The 21,456-nt window shown below is 44.0% G+C and carries 17 protein-coding genes; 15 read left to right on the top strand and 2 right to left on the bottom strand.

The window, feature by feature from the left end; all coding sequences use genetic code 11:
• Positions 1–67: 67 nt before the first annotated feature.
• The 5 genes from yycF to ACM6JA_RS00695 are packed head-to-tail and all read left to right on the top strand — an operon-like array spanning position 68 to position 5,569.
• The gene (yycF, locus tag ACM6JA_RS00715) at positions 68–778 is read left to right on the top strand and encodes a response regulator YycF (protein WP_007720203.1); all 711 of its coding nucleotides are present in this window, start codon (positions 68–70) and stop codon (positions 776–778) included.
• Positions 775–2,598 carry a cell wall metabolism sensor histidine kinase WalK gene (gene walK, locus ACM6JA_RS00710; RefSeq protein WP_007720204.1) on the top strand — a complete coding sequence of 608 codons (1,824 nt, stop codon included), beginning with the start codon at positions 775–777 and terminating at the stop codon, positions 2,596–2,598. Before yycF ends, walK begins: the two co-directional genes overlap by 4 nt.
• The gene (locus ACM6JA_RS00705; RefSeq protein WP_414850758.1) at positions 2,595–3,977 is read left to right on the top strand and encodes a YycH family regulatory protein; all 1,383 of its coding nucleotides are present in this window, start codon (positions 2,595–2,597) and stop codon (positions 3,975–3,977) included. The genes walK and ACM6JA_RS00705 overlap by 4 nt, the downstream gene beginning before the upstream one ends.
• A complete protein-coding gene (locus tag ACM6JA_RS00700; protein ID WP_007720206.1) occupies positions 3,964–4,737 on the top strand; it encodes a two-component system regulatory protein YycI in 774 nt (257 codons plus the stop codon). The genes ACM6JA_RS00705 and ACM6JA_RS00700 overlap by 14 nt, the downstream gene beginning before the upstream one ends.
• 43 nt (positions 4,738–4,780) lie before the next feature.
• Complete coding sequence (locus ACM6JA_RS00695) at positions 4,781–5,569, top strand: MBL fold metallo-hydrolase (RefSeq protein WP_414850757.1); 789 nt, start codon at positions 4,781–4,783, stop codon at positions 5,567–5,569.
• On the opposite strand, the gene ACM6JA_RS00690 is transcribed toward ACM6JA_RS00695, so the two are convergent.
• Positions 5,564–5,800, bottom strand: coding sequence for a hypothetical protein (locus tag ACM6JA_RS00690; protein WP_414850756.1), 237 nt, complete (start codon positions 5,798–5,800; stop codon positions 5,564–5,566). The genes ACM6JA_RS00695 and ACM6JA_RS00690 overlap by 6 nt on opposite strands.
• A 281-nt stretch (positions 5,801–6,081) precedes the next feature.
• Between ACM6JA_RS00690 and ACM6JA_RS00685 the strand changes: the two genes are divergently transcribed.
• The 10 genes from ACM6JA_RS00685 (at position 6,082) to ACM6JA_RS00640 (ending at position 20,180) form a co-directional block, all read left to right on the top strand.
• Positions 6,082–7,314: a S1C family serine protease gene (locus ACM6JA_RS00685; RefSeq protein WP_414850755.1), complete on the top strand. Its 1,233-nt coding sequence runs from the start codon at positions 6,082–6,084 to the stop codon at positions 7,312–7,314.
• A 503-nt stretch (positions 7,315–7,817) separates the two neighbouring features.
• Positions 7,818–8,084, top strand: coding sequence for a CxxH/CxxC protein (locus ACM6JA_RS00680; RefSeq protein ID WP_235617583.1), 267 nt, complete (start codon positions 7,818–7,820; stop codon positions 8,082–8,084).
• Positions 8,085–8,088: 4 nt separating this feature from the next.
• Positions 8,089–8,568, top strand: coding sequence for a 23S rRNA (pseudouridine(1915)-N(3))-methyltransferase RlmH (gene rlmH / locus ACM6JA_RS00675; protein WP_414850754.1), 480 nt, complete (start codon positions 8,089–8,091; stop codon positions 8,566–8,568).
• Positions 8,569–9,106: 538 nt separating this feature from the next.
• Positions 9,107–11,731 (top strand): ATP-binding protein, encoded by a 2,625-nt coding sequence (locus tag ACM6JA_RS00670; protein ID WP_414850753.1) that lies wholly within the window; start codon positions 9,107–9,109, stop codon positions 11,729–11,731.
• Complete coding sequence (locus ACM6JA_RS00665) at positions 11,703–14,108, top strand: hypothetical protein (RefSeq protein ID WP_414850752.1); 2,406 nt, start codon at positions 11,703–11,705, stop codon at positions 14,106–14,108. The genes ACM6JA_RS00670 and ACM6JA_RS00665 overlap by 29 nt, the downstream gene beginning before the upstream one ends.
• Positions 14,109–14,124: 16 nt before the next feature.
• On the top strand, positions 14,125–15,327 hold the full coding sequence (locus ACM6JA_RS00660) for a DNA cytosine methyltransferase (protein ID WP_414850751.1): 1,203 nt from the start codon (positions 14,125–14,127) through the stop codon (positions 15,325–15,327).
• A gap of 356 nt (positions 15,328–15,683) precedes the next feature.
• Complete coding sequence (locus ACM6JA_RS00655; protein WP_414850750.1) at positions 15,684–16,604, top strand: helix-turn-helix transcriptional regulator; 921 nt, start codon at positions 15,684–15,686, stop codon at positions 16,602–16,604.
• 79 nt (positions 16,605–16,683) lie between these two features.
• On the top strand, positions 16,684–17,535 hold the full coding sequence (locus ACM6JA_RS00650) for a DUF2785 domain-containing protein (protein WP_414850749.1): 852 nt from the start codon (positions 16,684–16,686) through the stop codon (positions 17,533–17,535).
• Positions 17,536–17,930: 395 nt separating this feature from the next.
• Positions 17,931–19,604: a DUF6138 family protein gene (locus ACM6JA_RS00645; protein WP_414850748.1), complete on the top strand. Its 1,674-nt coding sequence runs from the start codon at positions 17,931–17,933 to the stop codon at positions 19,602–19,604.
• 51 nt (positions 19,605–19,655) lie between these two features.
• Entirely contained in the window at positions 19,656–20,180 is a 525-nt protein-coding gene (locus ACM6JA_RS00640) for an imm68 putative immunity domain-containing protein (protein WP_414850747.1), read from the top strand.
• Between the two features lie 166 nt (positions 20,181–20,346).
• Here the strand turns inward: ACM6JA_RS00640 and ACM6JA_RS00635 are convergent, their stop codons facing one another.
• The gene (locus tag ACM6JA_RS00635; RefSeq protein WP_414850746.1) at positions 20,347–21,390 is read right to left on the bottom strand and encodes a zinc-binding alcohol dehydrogenase family protein; all 1,044 of its coding nucleotides are present in this window, start codon (positions 21,388–21,390) and stop codon (positions 20,347–20,349) included.
• Positions 21,391–21,456 lie beyond the last annotated feature (66 nt).

Genomic DNA, 21,456 nt, shown 5'->3' with positions numbered 1-21,456 from the left:
GAGAGGCAGTTTGCGAGGAAACAGGCGACTGTTGGAACACGTACTTATAGAAAAAGGAGGGCGCAGGATGGCAAAACTCCTCGTAGTTGACGATGAAAAACCGATTGCAGATATTTTGAAATTCACGTTTGAAAAAGAAGGATATCAGGTCGTGTGCGCCTACGATGGTGATGAGGCACTTGTCGTGGTCAAGGATGAACGACCAGATCTGATTTTACTGGATGTTATGCTTCCAGGCAGAGACGGTATGGACGTATGCCGAACCGTTCGCCAAACGTATGATGTTCCGATCATCATGCTGACTGCCAAAGACTCTGAACTGGATAAAGTACTCGGGCTGGAATTGGGCGCGGATGATTACGTGACGAAGCCATTTAGTACGCGTGAGCTGGTAGCCCGTGTAAAGGCCCATTTACGCCGTAACCGCTCGAAAGTGGAAGAGAAGGATAGCCAGCATGTACTGCGCGTGCATGAGCTGGAAATCGATTTGAACTCGTATACCGTCGAAAAGGTGGGAGAAGCGTTAGAGCTGACGCACCGTGAGTTTGAGCTGCTGGTGTACCTCGCTCGCCATCAAGGACAAGTATTGACGCGAGAGCATCTCCTGCAGTCGGTCTGGGGATTCGACTATTTTGGCGATGTGCGGACGGTAGATGTGACCATCCGACGTTTGCGGGAAAAAATCGAGGATGATCCGAGCCAGCCGAAGTACATTATCACGCGGCGTGGTTTGGGCTATACATTACGCAATCCCGGCATGGGAGGCCAGCCTGGATGAGGCGGCTGTTCAAAACCGTCCAGTGGAAAATGGTCATCATTTACATGCTGTTGATTTTGCTTGCGATGCAATTTATTAGCGCCTATTTTGCCCGGGAAGTCGAGAGCTACTACATCAACAACTTTTCCGAGGCCTTGAATGGACAAGCTAGTTTGTTAGCGAGTTTGCTGGAAAGCGATTTGCGCCCGCATGACGGGAAGGAATCCAACGCCGAACAAAACCGACAGTACATCGACAACCTGATCAACAACCTGGTAAAAATTAATGGAGCGAATGTGCAGGTCATTGATCAGACAAGAACGGTGGTTGCGACGACAGAGGACAAAAGTACAATTGGACAGCGGACCTCGCAGCCTGAAGTAACGGTTGCCTTGCTCGGGACGCGCAGTGAATCGATGCGGATCGATCCGAAGACAGGGGCGCGGGTGAAAGTATTGGCACTACCTGTTAAGGGCGATCAGATCGTATACGGAGCGGTCTACATGATCGCTTCGATGGAAGGCACTTATGCGACGATTGGTAAAATGAACGGCATCTTGGGGACAGGTACGATGATCGCCATGGTCATTACGGCGGTGCTCGGGGTCGTGTTGGCCCGCACCATCACCAAGCCTGTGAAGGAGATGACCCGTCAGGCACGATTGGTGGCAGACGGGGATTTTAACAGTAGTGTACGTGTCTATAGCGATGATGAAATTGGCCAGCTCGGTATGGCCTTTAATCATATGACCTTGCGATTGCAGGAAGCCATCTTGCAGCAAGAGGAAGAGCGTGAGAAGCTCGCAGGAATTTTGAGCAACATGACGGACGGTGTTATTGCCGCTAACCGGAATGGACAGATCATCCTGTTTAATCGAGCTGCAGAAGATATGTTACAGGTGACGATGGCTGACGTCCTTCTCAAGAGACGCACCTTGTATGATCTGTTGGGTCTGCCGCCAGAAGATGAGATGTCGCTCTATGCGCAGGAAGAGCCCCTTTTCATTGAGATGACGCTGCCGAATAAGGAAGAAGTGATCCTGCGTGTGACGTTTACGCCCTTGCAGCACGATAGCAAAAAAATGGGCGGGATCATCGCTGTCGTAGCCGATGTGACGGAGCAGCAGCGACTGGAGCAGCAGCGCCGCGAATTCGTGGCGAATGTGTCGCATGAGCTGCGGACACCACTGACGACCATTAAAAGCTATGTGGAAGCGCTGCTGGATGGCGCAGTGGAAGAGCCAGAGCTGTCCCAACGGTTCTTGAAGGTTACGTCGTCGGAGACAGAGCGCATGATTCGCTTGGTAAACGATTTGTTGCAGCTATCGCGCTTTGATTCGCAGGGGGTTCGCCTGCATTGCAAGGAAGCGGACATCAATCGATTGCTTCGCTATGCTGCTGATCGCTTTTCCATGTTCAGTGAGCAACAGGAGGTTCAGCTCAGTCTGGATATGCCGAGCAAGCTTCCGCCGGTTTATATTGATTTGGATGCGATTAATCAAGTATTGGATAATCTTTTGTCTAATGCGATCAAGTATACGCCTCAAGGAGGCACCGTGGTTCTCATGGCAAAAGAGAACCACAAGCAAAAGCGGGTACAAGTCTCCATCACCGACACAGGAATCGGTATTCCCAGCCGCGATTTGAAGCGAATCTTTGAGCGCTTCTACCGCGTAGACAAGGCGCGTTCGCGCGGTCAGGGTGGAACGGGTCTGGGATTGGCGATTGCCCGCGAATTAGTACAGGCACACGGTGCAGATATCGAGATTACGAGCGAATGGAACGTGGGAACGACAGTCACGTTCTGGGTGCCATTTGCCCAAGGGGGAAAAACGGGATGAAGCGGATGCTAGAGCCTGCCAAGACCGTCTTACTCAATCTGCTAGTGCTAGCCAGCTTTGTTTTGACAGCGATGTTGTGGTCGAATCAACCTAACCTTCAATTTATTGAGCCGGCAGAGTACACGCAGTCAAAGCCAGTTCAGGAAAAACAACTCGAACAGCTCGTTACGCCGGAATCCGTTGTTTTTCACTATGGGGAAGATCGCCATACGAAAGCATCCGCAACCGATGCTCCTTACAGTTTGATCGTGCGAGAAATGTCGAAATGGATCTTCCTCGATTTTTCTCCGCTCACCATCTCCAATGAGAAATGGGAAGATATTGCCCGGGAAAAGATGGGTTTGGAAGTTCGCTTTCGGAGCACGGTTCCCTTGTCAATTGTAGGTCGGCTGGTAACCTTTCGGGATGAGTTTGACAACCGAATGAAAGGGATTGACCGATTGTGGTTGTACTACGAGAAGGACGAGGATGTCGTCTACGCGTTATTTTTGTCGACTGAGGAAGGTCGAATGATGCGTTCTCGAACATCGATCAGCCCTAAGGATTTGCGAGAATCGTATTTGGCTTCTGGTGATTTAATGCCTGAGCAAATCATGAAAATCGTCAAACCAGAGCGAAGCTTCGTAGATTTGGAAGGAACTGCGCTGATGTGGAGCACTTACTATTTGCCCAAGAATCAGATGCGCATGCAGCAATTCCGCTACAGCTACGTACCTGTTACGAATGAAAGATTGATCGAGTCCTACTTTATCGATCAGTCGCTCGTCAGACAGATCATGGAGCGGGACAAAACGGTTATTTTTACAGATGGCAGCAGATCGATTCAATTGAGATCGGAGCAGCAGGCGTTCACGTTTACTGATCCGGCGTACCAACAGCGGGATCAGGAGCTGTCTGATGAAGAAAAAGTGCAGAGTGCGGTTACCTTCATGAATAAGCACTTAGGCTGGCTTGATGAGTATCATTTTGAACGAATCAAGAAGAGCTACAATGAAAAAGACTTGATCACGTTCCGCCAGTACTTGGGGGCGTATCCCTTGATCAGCGAAGGGGAGGCCAAGCAAATCGATACGATCCAAATTACTTCAGAAGCAGGCCAGGTTGTGACGATGAGCCGATCGCTGCTGGATTTGGACAAGTATATCGATAACAAAGAGTGGACGGTTATGTCTGGTCCGGAGCTGTATCAATATATCCGCGACAAAAAGCTGGCGGACACAGAAAAAATCACCAACGCTTATTTGGCTTACCATACCAAAGTAGGTGAAGGATACGTAGACCTGATGCCAATCTGGGTTGTGGAATTGGCGAATCAGGCTAACCTGTATATTTCTGCGTACACCAAGCAGGGAGGAGGGAAGGCGCATGGATTGGAGTAGGACGAAGACGATTCTGATCTGGGCCTTTCTTCTCCTCGATTTGTTTCTCCTGTACCAGGTGTATGTGACGCGCGTTAGCCTGTGGAATGACAAGGAAGTCGCGCAGAGCGAGAAATGGAATACAGAGCTGTACTTGAATCAGCAAAATATCACATTGGATACAGAAGTGCCGCAGGATACACCGGAAATGTCCAATTTGGATGCGGAGTATATCGGAATTAATCCGATCTCCTTGCATGAGATATCAGGACTTCAGGCGACGGTAGAAAAGATGGCGCTGGCTGCCAAGCTGGACCCCCCGATGCAGATTCGTGGTCAACTGAATCCTCAGGAGCTCTTGCGTCAAATTGGTCCAAGACTGATTTATTCCGATCAATACGTAGCCGATCCGTATCAATCGAATCAAGCGCGGCTCTTGTATTGGCAGGTCTATGATAAAATGCCAGTATTCGTCGCGCCGTTGGAAATGTATTTGGACAACGGAACGATACTCGGATACAGGCAGACCTTTTTCCACCTTCGCAAGCAGCAGGGGGAACGACAGGTGATCTCTGGTTATGCGGCACTACGCTCTCTGGTAGACAAGCAAATCATTTCACCAGGGGAACGGATTGAGAATGTGAGCCTGGGTTATTACGGTTCTTACGATGCGGATATTCAGACGCTGGTGCCTGTATGGCGCGTAGTTCACGATGGCAAATGGCATTTTGTCAACGCGATTACAGGGGCTCTGGAGCGTCCGATGGTCACGCAGCGCTGAATAGATAGACAACCTGGGAAAGATACGGGAAGAGGGATGTTCGGTGAGATTTAGTGTGTTGGCAAGCGGGAGTACGGGCAATGCCATTTACGTGGCAACAGACCGTATTTCCGTATTGATCGATGTAGGCATTACAGGAAAGCAGGCAGAAGCGGCACTGGAGACCATTGGTGTCAATCCAGCAGAGCTCAGCGCCATTCTCGTCACCCACGAGCACGTCGACCATATAAAAGGAGTCGGCGTCATGGCACGGCGATACGGATTGCCGATTTACGCCAATGATAAGACGTGGTCGGAGCTGGATGGGCAAATCGGGACGATCAAGGAAGATCAGCGACGCTTCTTTTCTGTGGGGGAAAAGAAAGAGTTAGAGGATTTGGGCATCGAGTCATTCGGAATCTCGCACGATGCCGCCGAGCCGATGGGCTTCTGTTTTTATCATGGCAAGAAAAAGCTCAGTGTCGCGACTGACCTGGGGTATGTCAGCGATCGGATCAAGGAGACGATTCGTGGAGCAGATGCGTATGTGTTTGAGTCCAATCATGACGTTGAGCTGCTGCGCATGTCCCAGTATCCTTGGAGCATCAAGCGACGTATCTTGAGTGATGTCGGGCACTTGTCCAATGAAGCGGCGGGCGATGCTTTGCTCGATTGTCTAACAGGTGGGGCAGAACGTGTATACCTCGCCCACTTGAGTAAGGAAAACAACATGATTGATTTGGCCCGACTGACGGTCAAAAACATCTTGGAGGAGCGGGGGCTGTCTGTTGGTAACGATGTGCATCTGCGCGATACGTACCCGGATCGACCTACCAAGCTGGAAGAGCTATAAGATCGGTTTGATCCCCGCTTGACGACTGGCGATGCGCTCTGTGAGGTTCGTGTACGTATCGATATGGAAAGTTAATTGTGTATCGAGCTCATTCACTTTGGCAGTCAGCTCGTCATGTGTCAGCAGTCCTTTGGCTACTAGCAGCTCGATAAGGGCATGCAGGACAAGCGTATTGTGGTAGTCTACTTCCTGAAGGTCAGCCAGCTTGGCGATGAGATGGACTTCTTTCAAGTCTATCAATCCTTTCTATTTGGTCTGGCAGGAAAAAGCTTTTAATCTATCATATCCGTGCTCTCGGAGAAATATTCCGGGAGCTTTTTTCTATTCCACAACCTTTCCATAATTCTCACGCCATTTTGCCGAAAGCGGGTCGTATACTAAGGGTGTCAAAAGGAAACAGACATCAACGAAATCAATCATGCAAACCAATTAAGGCGCATGTCATTGTGTATACGAGCATGAAAAATCTGCAAAGCTAGTAATGGTAGAAGATAGAAAGGAGAGTATGAATCATGGGTTTTTATGATGATTTAACTCACGTGGAGCGAAAGAAACAACGCGGTTCTGGCATTGGACGTATGGTCGTGACGTCGGTAACGTCCGCGGTGATTGGGGGGATGGTCGTCCTGCTCACGCTGCCGACTCTCTCCAATGCGGGATATATTAATATGGTTAAGCCTGGAACAGAAAATGCGATAAGCAGTAATTCCTCCGCTTCTAGCCTGTTTGCTAAGCCAGTATCTGTAAGTGTGGGATCGGGTACAGTAGATGCGGTGAAAAAAGTGGAAAATGCGATCGTTGGGGTAATCAACATCGGTCAGCGTAGAAACAGTTGGATGCAGAACTCGATGGATGTAGAGCAGGGCCAAGGCTCTGGTGTCATCTTTGAGAAAAAAGGCGGAAAAGCCTACATTGTTACCAACTACCACGTAATCGATAAGGCGCAAAAGCTGGAAATCGCCCTGCCAACAGGTGAAAAAGTATCGGCAAAAGTGGTCGGCGCCGATGGTTACACCGATCTGGCTGTATTGGAAATCGACGGATCCAAAGTTACCGACGTTGCTGAGTTTGGTGATTCTTCTACCTTACAGGTGGGTGAACCGGCCATTGCTATCGGGAACCCACTGGGCATGCAGTTCTCTCGGACCGTCACACAAGGCATCATCAGTTCCAAGGAACGCTCCATGCCAATGGACTTTAACGAAGATGGGCAGGATGACTGGGAGCTGGACGTCATTCAAACAGACGCAGCGATCAACCCTGGTAACAGCGGTGGTGCCCTCGTGAACATCGAGGGTCAGGTCATCGGGATTAACACCTTGAAAATTTCCAAGGCAGGTGTCGAAGGGTTAGGTTTTGCCCTCCCGATCAATGATGTCAAAGTGATCGTGGATCAGCTGATGGAAAAAGGTACGCTGGAACGTTCTTACCTCGGCGTGCAGCCACTCGACTTGGCTAATGTGCCGCGCTATGAATGGAAAGAAACCTTGAATCTGCCTGATAATGTGAATGCTGGCGTCGTGGTGCAAACTGAGGTAGGCAAATTCTCTCCTGCGGGTGAAGCAGGCTTGAGACAGTTCGATGTCATCGTCAAGCTGGACAATAAGGACATTTCCAACAGTGCTCAGCTGCGCAAGTATTTGACGATGAGCAAAAAGCCGGGCGATACGATGGACGTTACGTACTATCGTGACGGTATCCAGAAGACTGCCAAAGTGAAGCTGACCGCTCCGCCTCAGCAGTAAGAATCACTGACCAAGCGATTTTTCGGGCAGGCATATGATGGAAACAAATTTTAACGGGCAATTCCGGGATGCATTTTGTCCCGTTTGCATATATGCAGTTTCTGAAGTTCCCCCCTCTATCTATTTTTTAATAGATCCCTTCTTAAGAGCGCCGAGCTGATACGGCGCTCTCTTTTTTTCGTTTGACGGGCTTTCGGTGGAGGAGAGAAAAAAGAAGAAAACGCTCAAGTTCTTGGGCTACCTGCCGGGAGGCGGTTCTGCCCAGCTTCATGTAAAAAATGAAACCCGCGTCCAAAGTCGCGCAGCTACGCAGTGTCTCAGAGGTGGACGCTAAAGGCAGGTTTCATTTTTTCCATTACGCTTCGGTTGTTATCCCAAAGACTTTCGCTTTTTTCTTCTTTTTTCTCTCTACAGTTTTTAATGTCCGCCGGAAGTTAAAGATGACTTTTTGCCTGATTCATTTGTTTTGCTGCGGTTCTGGGGTAGAATAGGAAGCGACATTATTGAACGGAAAAGAGGCATTTGATATGGACATGAAAATGAAAAGCTTACAAATAGAAGGCAAAGAAGTTGAGTTGTTGGTGGAATATCCGGTGCGGTTTGCTTGCATGGAGCATTTGGAGCAGGAGTTGGATGATTACGTAAATGATTTTGAGGCGGCGCCGGATACGTATGCAGCACAGGCGATTGAGGGTGATGGGGTAGACAAGCGTTGTCGGGAATGTGGAGAGCCTGGGCAGATTGCGCTTTTGAAAGAGAAGGGAATGTAAGATCATGCAAATTTCGATTATTACGGTAGGGAAGCTGAAGGAGAAATATTTGCGTGAGGGCATTGATGAATACAGCAAACGTCTGTCTGCTTACTGCAAGCTGCAAGTGATCGAGGTCAATGATGAAAAGGCGCCGGAAGAGATGAGTGCGGCGGAGATGGAGCAGGTGAAGCGCAAGGAAGGCGAGCGCATCCTGGCGCAGATCAAGCAGGATCATTACGTGATTGCGCTGGCGATTGATGGGCAAATGTGGTCATCGGAGAAGCTGTCTGCAGAGATGGACAAGCTGGCTTTGCATGGGCGCAGTCAGGTGGCGTTTGTGATTGGCGGGTCGTTGGGGTTGGCCGACCAGGTGTTGAAGCGCGCGGATGCGTTGCTGTCGTTTTCGAAGATGACGTTTCCGCATCAGTTGGTGCGGTTAATACTACTTGAGCAGGTTTATCGGGCGTTTCGGATTAGTCGGGGGGAGCCTTATCATAAGTGAGGGATAATTTTTTCGCTGGGTAAGAGCATCGAAGCGGTAAGTAGTAGAGATTGTTCATCAGGTTCATGGGAGAACTAGGAAACTAGAAGTGCAACTATAAAGCACTACTTAGCTCGGCTAAGCAATATCAACGTCAATGTGATTCACTCTCGCCGTGGGGACATCATGATAACACCTTTATCAAATAGCTCTATTACGTTTATAGCAGAATCCATTTATTTGAGTAAAGGACATATCGGTTCGCTGAAAGATGCCCAAAACATTATTTTAAGCTACATGGGTTATATTTTCATCAGCGTTTTCAAGACATATTAAAGGTCTTTTTCGGTAGAATTAGAAACGAACATATTTCCTTTTATTTACTTTTCGCTTCGTGTGTCACACCAAAATAATAATATACGCAAATTGCCCGGATTCCATTTTACAAGAGTCTTGGGTCATTTTTTTATTATCTTTTACAGGAATTGGATCGTAAATTGTCGAATTAAATCACTATTCACTACAAAATGGTCCCATAAAAAGTTTGGGGGTAGTTCGTTTGTATTTTTCGATCAATTCTCGTGTTTTGGAGCATCTAGGAAAAGATTTGATTACCAGTGATGAGATAGCTATTTCTGAGCTAGTAAAAAATGCATACGATGCAGGAGCTAAACAAGTAAATTTACATTTAATTGATAATGTATATGGATGTAATTTTCAGAATCATATCGCACCTGTATCTCCAGAGATGTTATCGATTATTAAAGAATCTCTTTGCAATGATGGCCGTATCATTATCATGGAAGATAATGGTGAAGGAATGACATACGAGGAGCTTGAAAAAGGTTTTTTTACAATTGGAACCGATGTAAAGAAAAAACAAAAATCTGCTAGGGAAGCTGTTGGTGAACGTCTCCCACTAGGGGAAAAGGGAATAGGACGCCTTGCTGCCCAGCGATTAAGTAAGATTCTTTTTATTGAAACAACTAGCATTAATTCTCAAACAACAAATATTGTCAGAATTAATTGGGAAGACTTTATAGGTAAAAGCGCAAAGCTTGAGCACATTGAGCTGGTAGATTATGAATTACCAAAGATATCTGAGAAGTTCACAAGGCTATGGTTTATCGACCTGAATGTAGATTTCGATTCATTGGTAAATGATAAACGCTTGTCTCAAATCAGTATTTTTGAAGATGAGGAAGACATCCTAGAGCCCCTCACGGTTAAGGAAAACCTTCAGTCATCTTTGAGTTTTCTCCTGTCTCCTTTTGATAATGAATTGGAAGACTTTAATATCGAGATATATTTGAATGAAGAAAAGGTAAATTCTCAATTTAAGAACGAAGCAATCAAAGTTGCAGAAACAGAACATTCATTTTTTCTGCGGGATGTCGATGGAAAGCTACAGTTGGAATTGAGCATGTCTTTGAACCCTTGGTACTTGGAAAGAATTCACCGACTCTTAGTGGATAAAGATTTATTTAATGACTGGCGCAAAACACCAAATGAGTACAAACAGCTTCTTGAAAAGTATCATGACAAGTACAAAAAAAGCCTTTGCGCTAAGTTGAATCAGTCTGAGATAGCAAAAGAGTTCAAAGATGTTTTACTTAAACCCCTTCAAGACATTGCTCCTCTTGAAGGTAAGGTTTTTTCTTTCAAACGAGAATCTAGGTTGTCTAAGATGGCAATTGATGCTGCTAAGGAGATTGGTCATCTCAAGCGTGATTACAACGCAAAGAGTGTTCCTAAATTCCTCGAAGCAAACAATGGAATCAAGCTTTATCGTGGCAACTTCCGTATTGCGACATTAGGAGATAAGGACAGTGATTGGCTCCAATTACAACAAGCCCGAACAAAAGGCCAGCAGTTTTTTCGGTTTGAGCTTGGGAACGTAATCGGTTATATCAAGATTAACGATCCTTATCAAGATTTCATTAAGGAAACAAGTTCACGGTTAAATTTGGCAGATAATCAACACTCTAAGTCTTTGTTTTCGTTCCTTCAAAGTGTTTTTTACCACCAGTTCTACGAATTTAGCCGATCAGCCTATTATATTTCACGGGACATACTTAACGATGAGGGAATGGTCCCAACTAATTCTCTTGACAAGTTGAAGGAAAAAGTAGAGGACGCAGATAAAACGACTAGATCTACTAAGCAACACCTCGAAGAGTTTCAGTCTATGTTGGCAAGAGTCCAAACCATAATAGAAACTGATTCAAATTCTAAAATTCAGGAAGCTAAGCAAGTGCTCACCTCCTTGTCAGCTACTGGAGTAGTCTTCAAAGAAACTCTGGAAAGTACCCTCGCTCAACTTCAAGAATCGAAGGAGCTAGTAAAACACGTTGAGAACGAGAAAAAGCTCATTGCATTAGAGTCCTATAATAATTACAAACTCATGGCAAATGGATTAGTTACAGAGGTATTGACGCATGAACTACACTCAATTCTCACAAATATAAAAAGTAAAGAGCATGATGAAGCACATTTTAGAGCAATAGAAGAGTATATACTCGGTTTCAATAGATATGAGCTTATTTCAGAACATCTTGATCCCATTCGTGATCAAACTATCTTTCTTAATGAACGAGTTCGAGAATTGGGTCATTTTTATACATTTATGGAAAAAACATTTCTATACAACGGCAACTTAGACGATTTTGAAGAGGAAGACTTGAATGATTTTCTCAGAAGACTTGAGCAACGATTGGAAAATCGTTTGAAAAAAACGGCTGTTAGCATCGATTACTCAACCGTTGATATGAGATGGTTGGTTCCACGTGGAGTCTTAATCCACATTTTTTATAATTTGATTGATAACTCACTGTATTGGATCAAGGAACGTCGTCAGAAACAAAAGCATGATAAGAGCTACCAAAGAAGTGAAAAAGATAGTATTCGTTTGGAGAAAAAAGACGAGCAGGCCATTTACTATAGTGATACAGGTACAGGAGTTATCACTCGAATGGAAAATACACTTTTTCAACCGCTTCAATCAGGCAAGGAACGTAAGGGCCGAGGAATGGGGCTGTATATCGTAAGACAACTATTACAATCGTTTGGGGGAGACATTGAACTCTTACCAGATCGAAATGAATATGGCAATCGTTATATTTTCGCAATCTACTTAAATGCGGAGGAGAAGTATCATGGAGTTGATGGCGGAAATGGAGATTAGGTTTTCGCAACTTTTGGAGGGCCTGAATGTAGGCTTAATTGTTCTAATTGAAAACGATTTTTTTTTCACACATGAGATCCCAGAACGTGTTGTAAGTGACTTAGCCTGCTTGAATAACCAGGAGCTATGTTTGTTATTAGCAACACTTGAAAAATTAGGTTTTGAGTCCCTAGCACATCATATTAAAGAGACGATGGATGCATTCCATCGACTTCCGGTGAATAGAGATCATCTACCATCTCTTTACCAAATTAAGAGAATTGTTCATTACTTAGACAAGATTGAACATGACGAAACTAATAATGTGAAGCTGAAGGTACAGGGGTTGATTACCCTTGTGAAGGAAGAAGTTGATTCTCATCTAGAATTGCGGGATATATTTATGCGATACGGTGTCGGGATCGGTAATGTGAGTAGTTATAGCCAGCTATTTCGGCTTGCAAAAGATAGAGCCATTCGTGCTTATAAAAAGAAGCCTGATGTAGAAGAAATACTACAGGACATAAACGAGAGCTTAACGCCTTCACAGTTTTGTATTTGCATTGTAGACAAATTGTTAGAAGATGATGATGGAATTGATTTTATCAAGAAAGAATTGTTCCCGAATTGTGTTGATAAGAATCTAATCAGTATCATTTACACTAGTCAGCCAGAAACCAAAGAACCGTATATGCAAGTGGATTTAAGTGAGCTTAAAGATTACTACGTGGTTGAGGTTGAAAAGGGTAATGTGGATGCGTTAAAACAGTTAACAAATGGACTAGCTCTATGTGCATTTGTTGAACTGTTCAATCGATTAAGTATGATTCAATCGAAATCGATTGAGAAAACCTTAAATTTAGCCCTTTCTAGAAAAGACAACATGATATACTTGGCAAGTATGGCTCACGAAGAGGGAATTACGCCGTATGAGACGATTTCCAATTGGTTTCAGTTAGCTACTCAGTACCAAATAGTTAATGAAATGATGGGTCAAGATACCAAATCTTCCATATATCATTTTCTTCTTGGATTAACCCATTTTTTGCAAGAAGAGTTTTTGGGATCGGAAATAGGTGTTGAGCTCAACGAAGAAGCGCCAATTCAAAAGCTAAATACCTTCGAGATTTTCGACTATACAGTCAACATTCAGCATCAGCCTCCAGTGGCGGGGGATGTGTACGAAATGTCAGACGGGAAGTTTGCTGTTCTTGTTGGACAAGATTGCGACCTTATGGTTAGAGGAGCGCATATCAATAGGAATACGAGACATGCGGATCTGTTAAGAGCAGAGTTTGTTGCAACACGAAACTTCGAGAAAGTAACGAAAGAATCGAAAGCATTGGAGTTCAATTACTTTTGCAAAGAAGCGGAAGTGACTGATTATTATGGTGTTCTGAAAGTTAAATTCGAAAGTCCTTTCACTAGTGACTTTATTATTCTTGATCTGTGCACTTTCAATCAAAATGGTTTAAGTACCTTAGATTTGATTGCAGAACTCGATCCCATGGTGAAAAAGGTTCTTCCGTCCCCATGGCGCAACTATCATGGAAAATTAAAAAAATTGCTCAGCCAGTATAGGCAACACCGTGAGTTATGTGAAAGTGTTGACACAGAGATGGATATACTTCAAACTAATGACCTTGCTGCGATAGAATTCCATTTGACTGATCAAAAAATGAGTTACCCAGTTAGAAGAGTTTGCCGGATTAAACGAGAGTTTCGAGATATTCTATTAAATTCATATTGGGAATATCGGCGACGTGCCGCAACAAATACCATTGGACTTGTTGAAAGGGAAAAGATCCCTTATCTTGACATCCAGATTGGCTATCCAGGACAAAAGCATACTGCTCTGGATGCTATTGAAGTGGAAGCTTACATCCGTAAGAGCAACAATCGAAAAAACAACCGCGATTATAAAAAGATATCGTTATTTGTTGAGATTGACCCTATTAAAGAGGATTATTCTCAACTTGCAGAAATACAGGAGAAGGTAATTGAAATTGAAAAAAGTTCCTTTACACATAAAGAAACTGGAGTCGTTTTCAGGAAAGTGATCATAGATGACAAAATTGACTCTGTCATGATAACTATCCCCTACAAATTAGAACATAGTAATCAGTTCCTACCACAAGAGAAATTTGCAGTGACAGATCTTCTAGGACAAGAACAAAAAACAATTGCGAAACAGAAAGCTTCTTCACTATACTTTGTATTTGAAAATGCAATGAATCAACACTTTCCATTATATAATGTAGATAAAAAGAAATACGTACAATTGGAAGTAGAGCACCTGATAAAAGGAATTATTATCCCTGATTTGAATATTAAGATCGGGTTGAACAATGGGATCATTAAAGTCAATCAGATCGAGTCGGTGCTCGTAGGAAGCTAGAATAGGGGTTTTTGATTTGATATTTAATCATGTTAATCAGGATAAGGTCTTTTCTGTGCTTTCCTTGTTTTCAGGAGGAGGATTACTGGATTTAGGCTTTATGAACAAGGGCTTTCAAATTGAGAAAGCCCTTGAGATTAATGAACAATTCATCCAAGGATACAATTTTGCCCTGAGTAACTATGGAAATTTCACGAGCAATTCTTTTATAGCAAATGGTTTGGTTGTGCATAAAGAGATTAATGAACCTACAGACGTTTCTGACAAGAACTCTCAAACGAGAATCGGAAAAGAATTAAAAGGTATTACCGGTCTCATAGGTGGTCCACCTTGTCAAGACTATTCAGTAGGAGGGCAAAATAAAGGCTTGGAAGGCGAGCGTGGAAAGCTAATTTTTAGCTATTTACGATTGGTGCAGTTAACCCGACCGGGTTTTTTATTTTTTGAAAATGTAGAAGGACTCTATAAAACGAAGGCACATCGTAAGGGTTTTTTATACCTAATTGAACGACTGAAAGTACTTGGGTACGAGATATGGTATGATGTTGTAAATCCTCTCACTTATGGATTTCCACAGGATCGATCTAGGTTGATTGTGGTAGGATTTAGAAAAGAGATTGTACAAAAATTGAAAGATGAAGGTTACACGTTATCTCAGGACAATAATTTGCTTAAAACATCAGAAAAGGATGATTTTATTTTTAAATGGCCGAAAGTACTTTTTGAAAATCCCAAAAAAAGTATACCTTGGCCAACAAAATGGGATTTTCTTGGGCAAGAAAAAACGGAAGAGATAGATCGAATTCCATTAAGGTATAGAATGCTTCAAGTGAATACAGCATTTGAAGGCTTAACAAATGAGGTTCCAAACCAACTGGATCATTTTAATCCAAAATCAGACAAGTTTTTGTTCATTCCCGAAGGAGATACATTTCGAAAATCGTTCAAGCGTTTACATCGATTCAGATACAGTCCGACAGTGGCTTATGGAAATAATGAAGTACACCTTCATCCGACAGAAGCAAGAAGACTTTCTGTTCGGGAGGCGTTAAGACTGCAAACAGTCCCTGATGAGTATGTGCTGCCACCCACTCTGACATTGACAACAAAGTTTAAGATGGTCAGTAATGGTGTACCATCACTACAAGCAGAACTTATTGCTGGAGAAATTCGAAAAACTTTGCTTAGGTATTGTGTAGTAGTGGAAGATATGCTTTAAGGCAAGATCTCTATTACGCTACTTTTGGGTCTCTAGAAAAATCATTTATCATTGCTTTGAGCGAGTATTTTCGCACTTATAGAGTAATGATTTTTTAAACATACACAAGGCAGCCCTTTCTAGTGGCTGTTTTTTTGTGTATGTGAAGAAAATTGACCGTCCGGCCCATTATGGAGAACCTTATCACAAATAGTAGTAACACAGCGGATTGAGCTAGTAGTACAGTTGAATCAAATAATAAAGTAGTATTTACTTGAGAAAAGAACAAAATGACCGGAGGGGGCAGGGAAGACTTCTTTCGGTCTTGTAAAAAAGAATAAGAGAGGATACGTTGCATATCAACGTAATCTATATAAATGCGCGTAGATCGATTACTATCCATGTTACTCATTATCTCAAAAAAAGGTACGGTTACAGGCAAAGAGCTTGCGGAACATTTTGAGGTGTCCATACGAACAATTTACAGAGATATAGAAAAGTTAGGTGAAGCAGGTATCCCAATCGCATCCATTGGTGGTAAAGGTGGAGGCTATTACATTATGGAAGACTATAATGTGGACAATCTTTTTTTAAACAAAGATGAAGCCTCTACTTTCATGGCGATAATGAATAATCTAAGTTTTCTATTTGGGAAAAACACAACGTTTGATGATATTGTTTTAAAGATCGAGAATACGCTTAAACAAGAAAAGAATACAAGCAAGTTAGACATTAATCTGTCTCATTTCAGTATGGAAAATGAATTAAAGGAATACCTACTTCTATTAAATAATGCTATTGAAAAAAATAAGCGAGTGGTATTCGAATATATCAACAGAAGTATGGAATATTTCGAAAGAACAGTAGAACCGTTTCAAATTACATTTTCCGCCGGTCAATGGTATTTGGTGGGCTTTTGCAAAGAAAGAAATGACTACAGAAGGTTCAAGCTAGTACGGATCAAGAATTTGAAGATGGGTGAGGACTTCGAAAAAAAGGATATACCAAATGAAGAAATCCAGGAAATAATTAGGAATAGCTATCTTACGCGAGGCATAACCGTTACCTTAAAGTTTACTCATAAAATGGGAGAGCAATTAACGGAGTATTTTCAAAAAGAGAAAATAACTAATACACATAACAATCAATATATCGTTGTGGATCAATTTCCATATGAGGAGGGATTACTGAAATTTATTTTAAGCTTTGGTAAGGAATGCGAGATAGTGGAGCCCTGTTATTTGAGAAATGAATTACAAGAATATATAAAAACAATATTGCTACCATACAATGACTGACATACAGGTGTCAGTCATTTTGTTTTATAGTAGGGGTGTAAGTAGTCCGGAAATAGCGTATATTCAAGGGGATGAGACAGTGAGCAATACAAGGATGAAACTCATGATAGACCTGCAAAGAATTGAGAAGGAACATTACCAGCTTCGTGAAGGTGAGCGGACACAGGATTTTTTAATTCTAATGCTGCAATTTATCGGAGATCCTCAACCGGAATTACGGGATGAACTGATCTATCCGACACTGTATAAATGGATTTATGAAGACAATCGGTTTACGGAAACGGAATTGAGCACTCTTCTGGCAATTCTGACCGATGAGCATCATTTGTTCTATCATATTGGTAGCGAAGGTGATCAGTCTGTATTTACAAGGACGTTCTCTGTTCTACCAGTTGCTTTAATAGTACGGCTTCACAGCAAGAAGCCTTTTCTGGATTATGCTGAATTCCAGAATCTTAAGCATTCACTGCTCCGATATTATAAGGAGGAAAAGGATCTGCGCGGCTATTTGCCTGAAGGAGGCTGGGCTCATGGTGCGTCACACGGTGCGGATGCTTTGTTGGAGCTGGTCAAGTGTCCGGAGAGCGATACAACGGTACAGCTTGAAGTACTTGCTGCTATTAAGGGGATGCTCCATAACGGGAAACAAATTTTTAGCGATGAGGATGATGAGCGGATCGCCAGTATCGTGGATACCATGATTGAAGAGGGTTTGCTTCCACAGCAGGAGATTGCTGACTGGATAAGCGGTTTGACAAAATGCGTCGACTGGCCGAGAAGTTACGTTCAGACGATCGCCCGTGTGAATAGTAAAAATTTTCTGCGTAGTCTCTATTTCAGAAGAGGACAGGGCAGCCGCGGAAATGTTCTTACCGCTATCATACTTGCTGCAGAGACGAAATTGAACAAGTTTGCGACTGGAAGACATTGAATTCATCCTTTCCGAAAGCTGCTTTTTTGCAAAGTCTAACACAGCTTTTTCTGAGCGAATACAAGGCTTGGAAAATCGTAAAAGGGAGAACGGCCTCTATGGCGTTCTCCCTTTTGCTCTGCGGGGATGATAATGTGTTTTTTAAAAGCCCAATTCTTCTTATATAGCCCCACTTATCTTCCATTTGTGCATAAGCCTCACCCAAGCAAATTGATTCCACGGTCATATGAGCGGCATTGCGCTCTTACGTTTCTTCGCATATTCGTATAAATGAACGGACTAAGGCTTGAGCTTTGGTCGATCCCAGGCAGAGGCATATAATTCCAACAACCTTTCCCATTTCCATAGTATGATTATGTTAAGAAAAGATGGAAAACGTGAAAAGGCGGGAGACAATGAACGAATTACAGAAAGAAGCGCTGGAAGAGATGAAAACGGCGATTCATAAATGGTTTGACGAACAGGAGAGTCGAAAGGACGCAGAGGAAGTGGTCTTACGCACCACACTGCAAGTAGGCATCTTTAACTTTATCATGCTGGATTATCGGCCGGGCAGGACTAGGGTTGAAAGTTCGAAATCTGTGGGGAGTGCCGCAGGCAAAAAGTCGATGAAAGCTTCACCCTTTACGCAAGAGCAGATATTGTATGAGGTTCAGCCCCTGCTGGCGGAAATCGTAAGGGAGAGGCTGGACAAGCTGGAAACGTCGCCGTTGATCAACTACCGTTTTGCCTTCCAAGGAACCTTCGCAACGTTGGACGGGCTTGTGGAATTAACGGTGCTGGAAACTGTATATGAAGAGAAAAAGCAGCAGCTTCTGGAGCGAATTCAGTCCTATATGGAGGAAAAATTGGAGAAGGGCTCTAACCCAACCAACAGGCTGGAAACCTTCTTTTTGGCGCGTCATCTGCTTGATCCGCATTTGTTCCCCGAACCGGAAGCCGCAAAGACGATCGCTTTATTTGACCGGATTCAGGAGTTGAACAAAGAACGGGTTGAGGCTCTCGCGGAGCATCGGAGAGATATCATTAGAGCTTTGACCGACTGGGTCGAGAATGTATTTTTGCCACGTTACTATGACGTCACCCGTTCCGAATACAGGACCAATGAATATATGATCAAGCCGGATGCTGTTCTTGAGAATAAGGATGAGCCGAATCAGCCTATCGACCTTCTATTATACGGAGCGGTGATGATTATTCGTTACGAGCCGGACTTCAACAAAAACAAGGGCCAGATTTTTCTGGAGCTGGCGAAGCAGCTTGGCAACAGTAAAGCCGCGCGTATGCTGAAGGAGGGCAGCGACAGCTTCTCGCAAGAAGACGTCCATATGCGCCATGAATTGGTCGAATGCAAGGCCAACGATGTTTTTTCCCTCTTTACAATCGTTATTCGCAAGGAAGAAGCCGGGGCGTACGAGCGGGCGATTTCATTTATTCTCTCTCTGCTCCGAAAGGACTTCCCGAAAAGCTACAAAATCAAGTTAAAATCCAGCGTGAAGGAGTATTTGCCCATCAAGGGGTTAGCCAAATCGGACACGCACCGTTTTTTTGCGAATGCTCTGGCTTATTCTGAGCTGCATCCTTTATTGGAGGAATACGCTCGTGAGGCGATGGAAGAGTATGAATGGTACGAGGATACGGAAAGCGAAAGAAGCGTAATGCCGGGCAGTTATGCTGTGTTCGGGCTGGGGCTTTCGTCCGAGCGGTATTTTCCGCTTGTTGAAGCTTACATGGACCTAGTGGATGATGAGCATCAGCTGGTGCATGACAAGTTCACAGTCGTTTTTGCCGAAACCTATGGCATAACGGAACGCTCGACTCCGACCTTGATCGCCTGCCTGCTGCGCTCCCACGATTCGCTAAAGCTGAAGATTCAGCCGGAGCTGGAAAGCGAAGACAAGCTGTCGCTATTCGTACAGCAAATAGAGACTCTGTCGGATGACGAGGCCGAGCGGGTACTGTACCCGATCTGGGGCAAGGCGGAGAAGCTAGCTGCATTGGCTCGCAAGGCGCAGGGACCGCGCAAGGAGCTTATCATTCGTCTGCTAAAGGGGGCGGGTATAGCCTGACAGTGGCTCGGTGAAAGCGGCATTGATACGTATGCTTGATGGATCATTACAATGCTTAAAAGAAAGTGGGAAAAGAACATGTACATAAGCAAATGGTGGGGAGATTTAATTGGCGGTTCCGATGATTCGCTGGTATTAGTAGACTATTTGGAACAATTGGAGTCAACGGAAGTGACGCTCAATCAGATTTTAAAGGACTTGGGTCTGGATGTTCTGCTTTCCGAGGGAGACTTGAAAATCGGCGGAAGTATTGGATTTGATATAAAAAATGCTAACGGCACGTTTCGAGCAGAACTTGATATTGCCTGCTCAGTTCTAATCGATCTTTCAGCCATTGTGTTGGAATCTCATAAATCAGGCTATGTCGACTTGCATGATTTGGATGAGGATAGGCAGCCGTGCAAACTTTATATAGATGCCTCCGAAGAAAAAAGGAACCTGCTTCGGGATGAATTGTACAAGTTTTCCCGTGATCCGCTGGCTTACGAATTAGCCGAGCTTGTTCCGGTCGATGATATGAGAGAGCTTGCGGAAAAGGCAAAAATGATCGCAGATGAGCTGGCACCGTCAAGCTGAGCCGTATCACAAGTAAAAGCAAGTTTTTACAGAGTCTGGGGAGAATTTGTCTCGCCAGCACATACCGTTGTACTCAAAAAGGCCCCATAGTAGCAAGGGGCCTTAGAGTCGTCTATTCACATTATCACGTTTTGGAACCAACCATGCCTACTTCATCTTCATAGTATCAGAAGTTTTCTAAAACGATTTTTCCAATGGTCCGTCCAGATTCCAACTTCTCATGCGCAAAACGTAGGTTTGCTGCATTGATTGGCTCCAGTCGTTCAGTCAGCGTAGTTTTTATTTTTCCATCATCGATTAAGTTCGCCAGTTCATTCAACAATTCGTGTTGTTTGATCATGTCATTGGTTTGAAACAAGGACCGTGTAAACATGAACTCCCATACAAACGTTACACTTTTAGAAAACAGCAAGTCCATTTTCAAGCTCCCTGCCCAGGTAGTTTTATTTGCAGGAACGATAGAGCAAATTTTACCTTGGGGGACAATGACTTCCGCCATATTTTCTAGATGTTGAACCGTATCATTCAAGCAAAGGATATAATCTACGGCGTCAATACCAACTTCCTTGAGTTGAGGGAGAAAAGGGTTGTTGTGGTTTATGGTAAAATCCGCACCGAGACCTTTAACCCATTGAATTGACTCTGGACGTGAAGCAGTACCGATGACGGTCAAACCTGCTAATTTTGCAAGTTGAATGGCAATCGATCCTACTCCTCCAGCTGCACCGATAATCAGTATGCTTTTGTTTTCACCTGTATTTAAGCTAATTCCTAAACGATCAAAAAGGCCCTCCCATGCAGTTATCGAGGTAAGCGGTAATGCGGCCGCGGCAGCGAAATCCAAACTTCTCGGCATATTTCCCACAATTCGTTCATCAACTAAGTGAAATTCACTGTTACTGCCAGGTCGAGACACACTGCCCGCATAATAGATCTTGTCCCCAGGTTTAAACAATTGGCAGTCAGGACCAACTTGTTCTACGATTCCAGCGGCATCCCAACCAAGAATTTTCGGTGAATCGGCTTCGTAGTTATGACTTTCGCGGACGCCTACGTCTGCAGGGTTGACGGAGATTGCTTTTACACGTACAAGCAAATCGCGGCCTGTAGGTTCCGGTTTATCCAAGTGCAGATCAATAAGGCTTTCCGGATTGGATATAGGGAGGTATCGGTAAGCACCGACAGCTTTCATCTTTTTGTGCGTATTCATGGGTATCCATCCTCTCAAATAGGAAATGTTGTACAGTTGCATTGTAAATCGATTCAATTACTTTAA

Source organism: Brevibacillus sp. IT-7CA2 (assembly GCF_949767855.1).
Classification (GTDB): domain Bacteria; phylum Bacillota; class Bacilli; order Brevibacillales; family Brevibacillaceae; genus Brevibacillus.
The sequence above is the reverse complement of the archived record's forward strand: the minus strand, read 5'-3'. Positions and strand labels throughout refer to the sequence as shown.

Coding starts and splice junctions, on each gene's coding strand:
- ACM6JA_RS00665 (WP_414850752.1), top strand. CDS start 11,703: ATGGAGTTGATGGCGGAAATGGAGATTAGGTTTTCGCAACTTTTGGAG.
- ACM6JA_RS00705 (WP_414850758.1), top strand. CDS start 2,595: ATGAAGCGGATGCTAGAGCCTGCCAAGACCGTCTTACTCAATCTGCTA.
- ACM6JA_RS00645 (WP_414850748.1), top strand. CDS start 17,931: ATGAACGAATTACAGAAAGAAGCGCTGGAAGAGATGAAAACGGCGATT.
- ACM6JA_RS00635 (WP_414850746.1), bottom strand. CDS start 21,390: ATGAATACGCACAAAAAGATGAAAGCTGTCGGTGCTTACCGATACCTC.
- ACM6JA_RS00655 (WP_414850750.1), top strand. CDS start 15,684: ATGCGCGTAGATCGATTACTATCCATGTTACTCATTATCTCAAAAAAA.
- yycF (WP_007720203.1), top strand. CDS start 68: ATGGCAAAACTCCTCGTAGTTGACGATGAAAAACCGATTGCAGATATT.
- ACM6JA_RS00640 (WP_414850747.1), top strand. CDS start 19,656: ATGCTTAAAAGAAAGTGGGAAAAGAACATGTACATAAGCAAATGGTGG.
- rlmH (WP_414850754.1), top strand. CDS start 8,089: ATGCAAATTTCGATTATTACGGTAGGGAAGCTGAAGGAGAAATATTTG.
- ACM6JA_RS00685 (WP_414850755.1), top strand. CDS start 6,082: ATGGGTTTTTATGATGATTTAACTCACGTGGAGCGAAAGAAACAACGC.
- walK (WP_007720204.1), top strand. CDS start 775: ATGAGGCGGCTGTTCAAAACCGTCCAGTGGAAAATGGTCATCATTTAC.
- ACM6JA_RS00700 (WP_007720206.1), top strand. CDS start 3,964: ATGGATTGGAGTAGGACGAAGACGATTCTGATCTGGGCCTTTCTTCTC.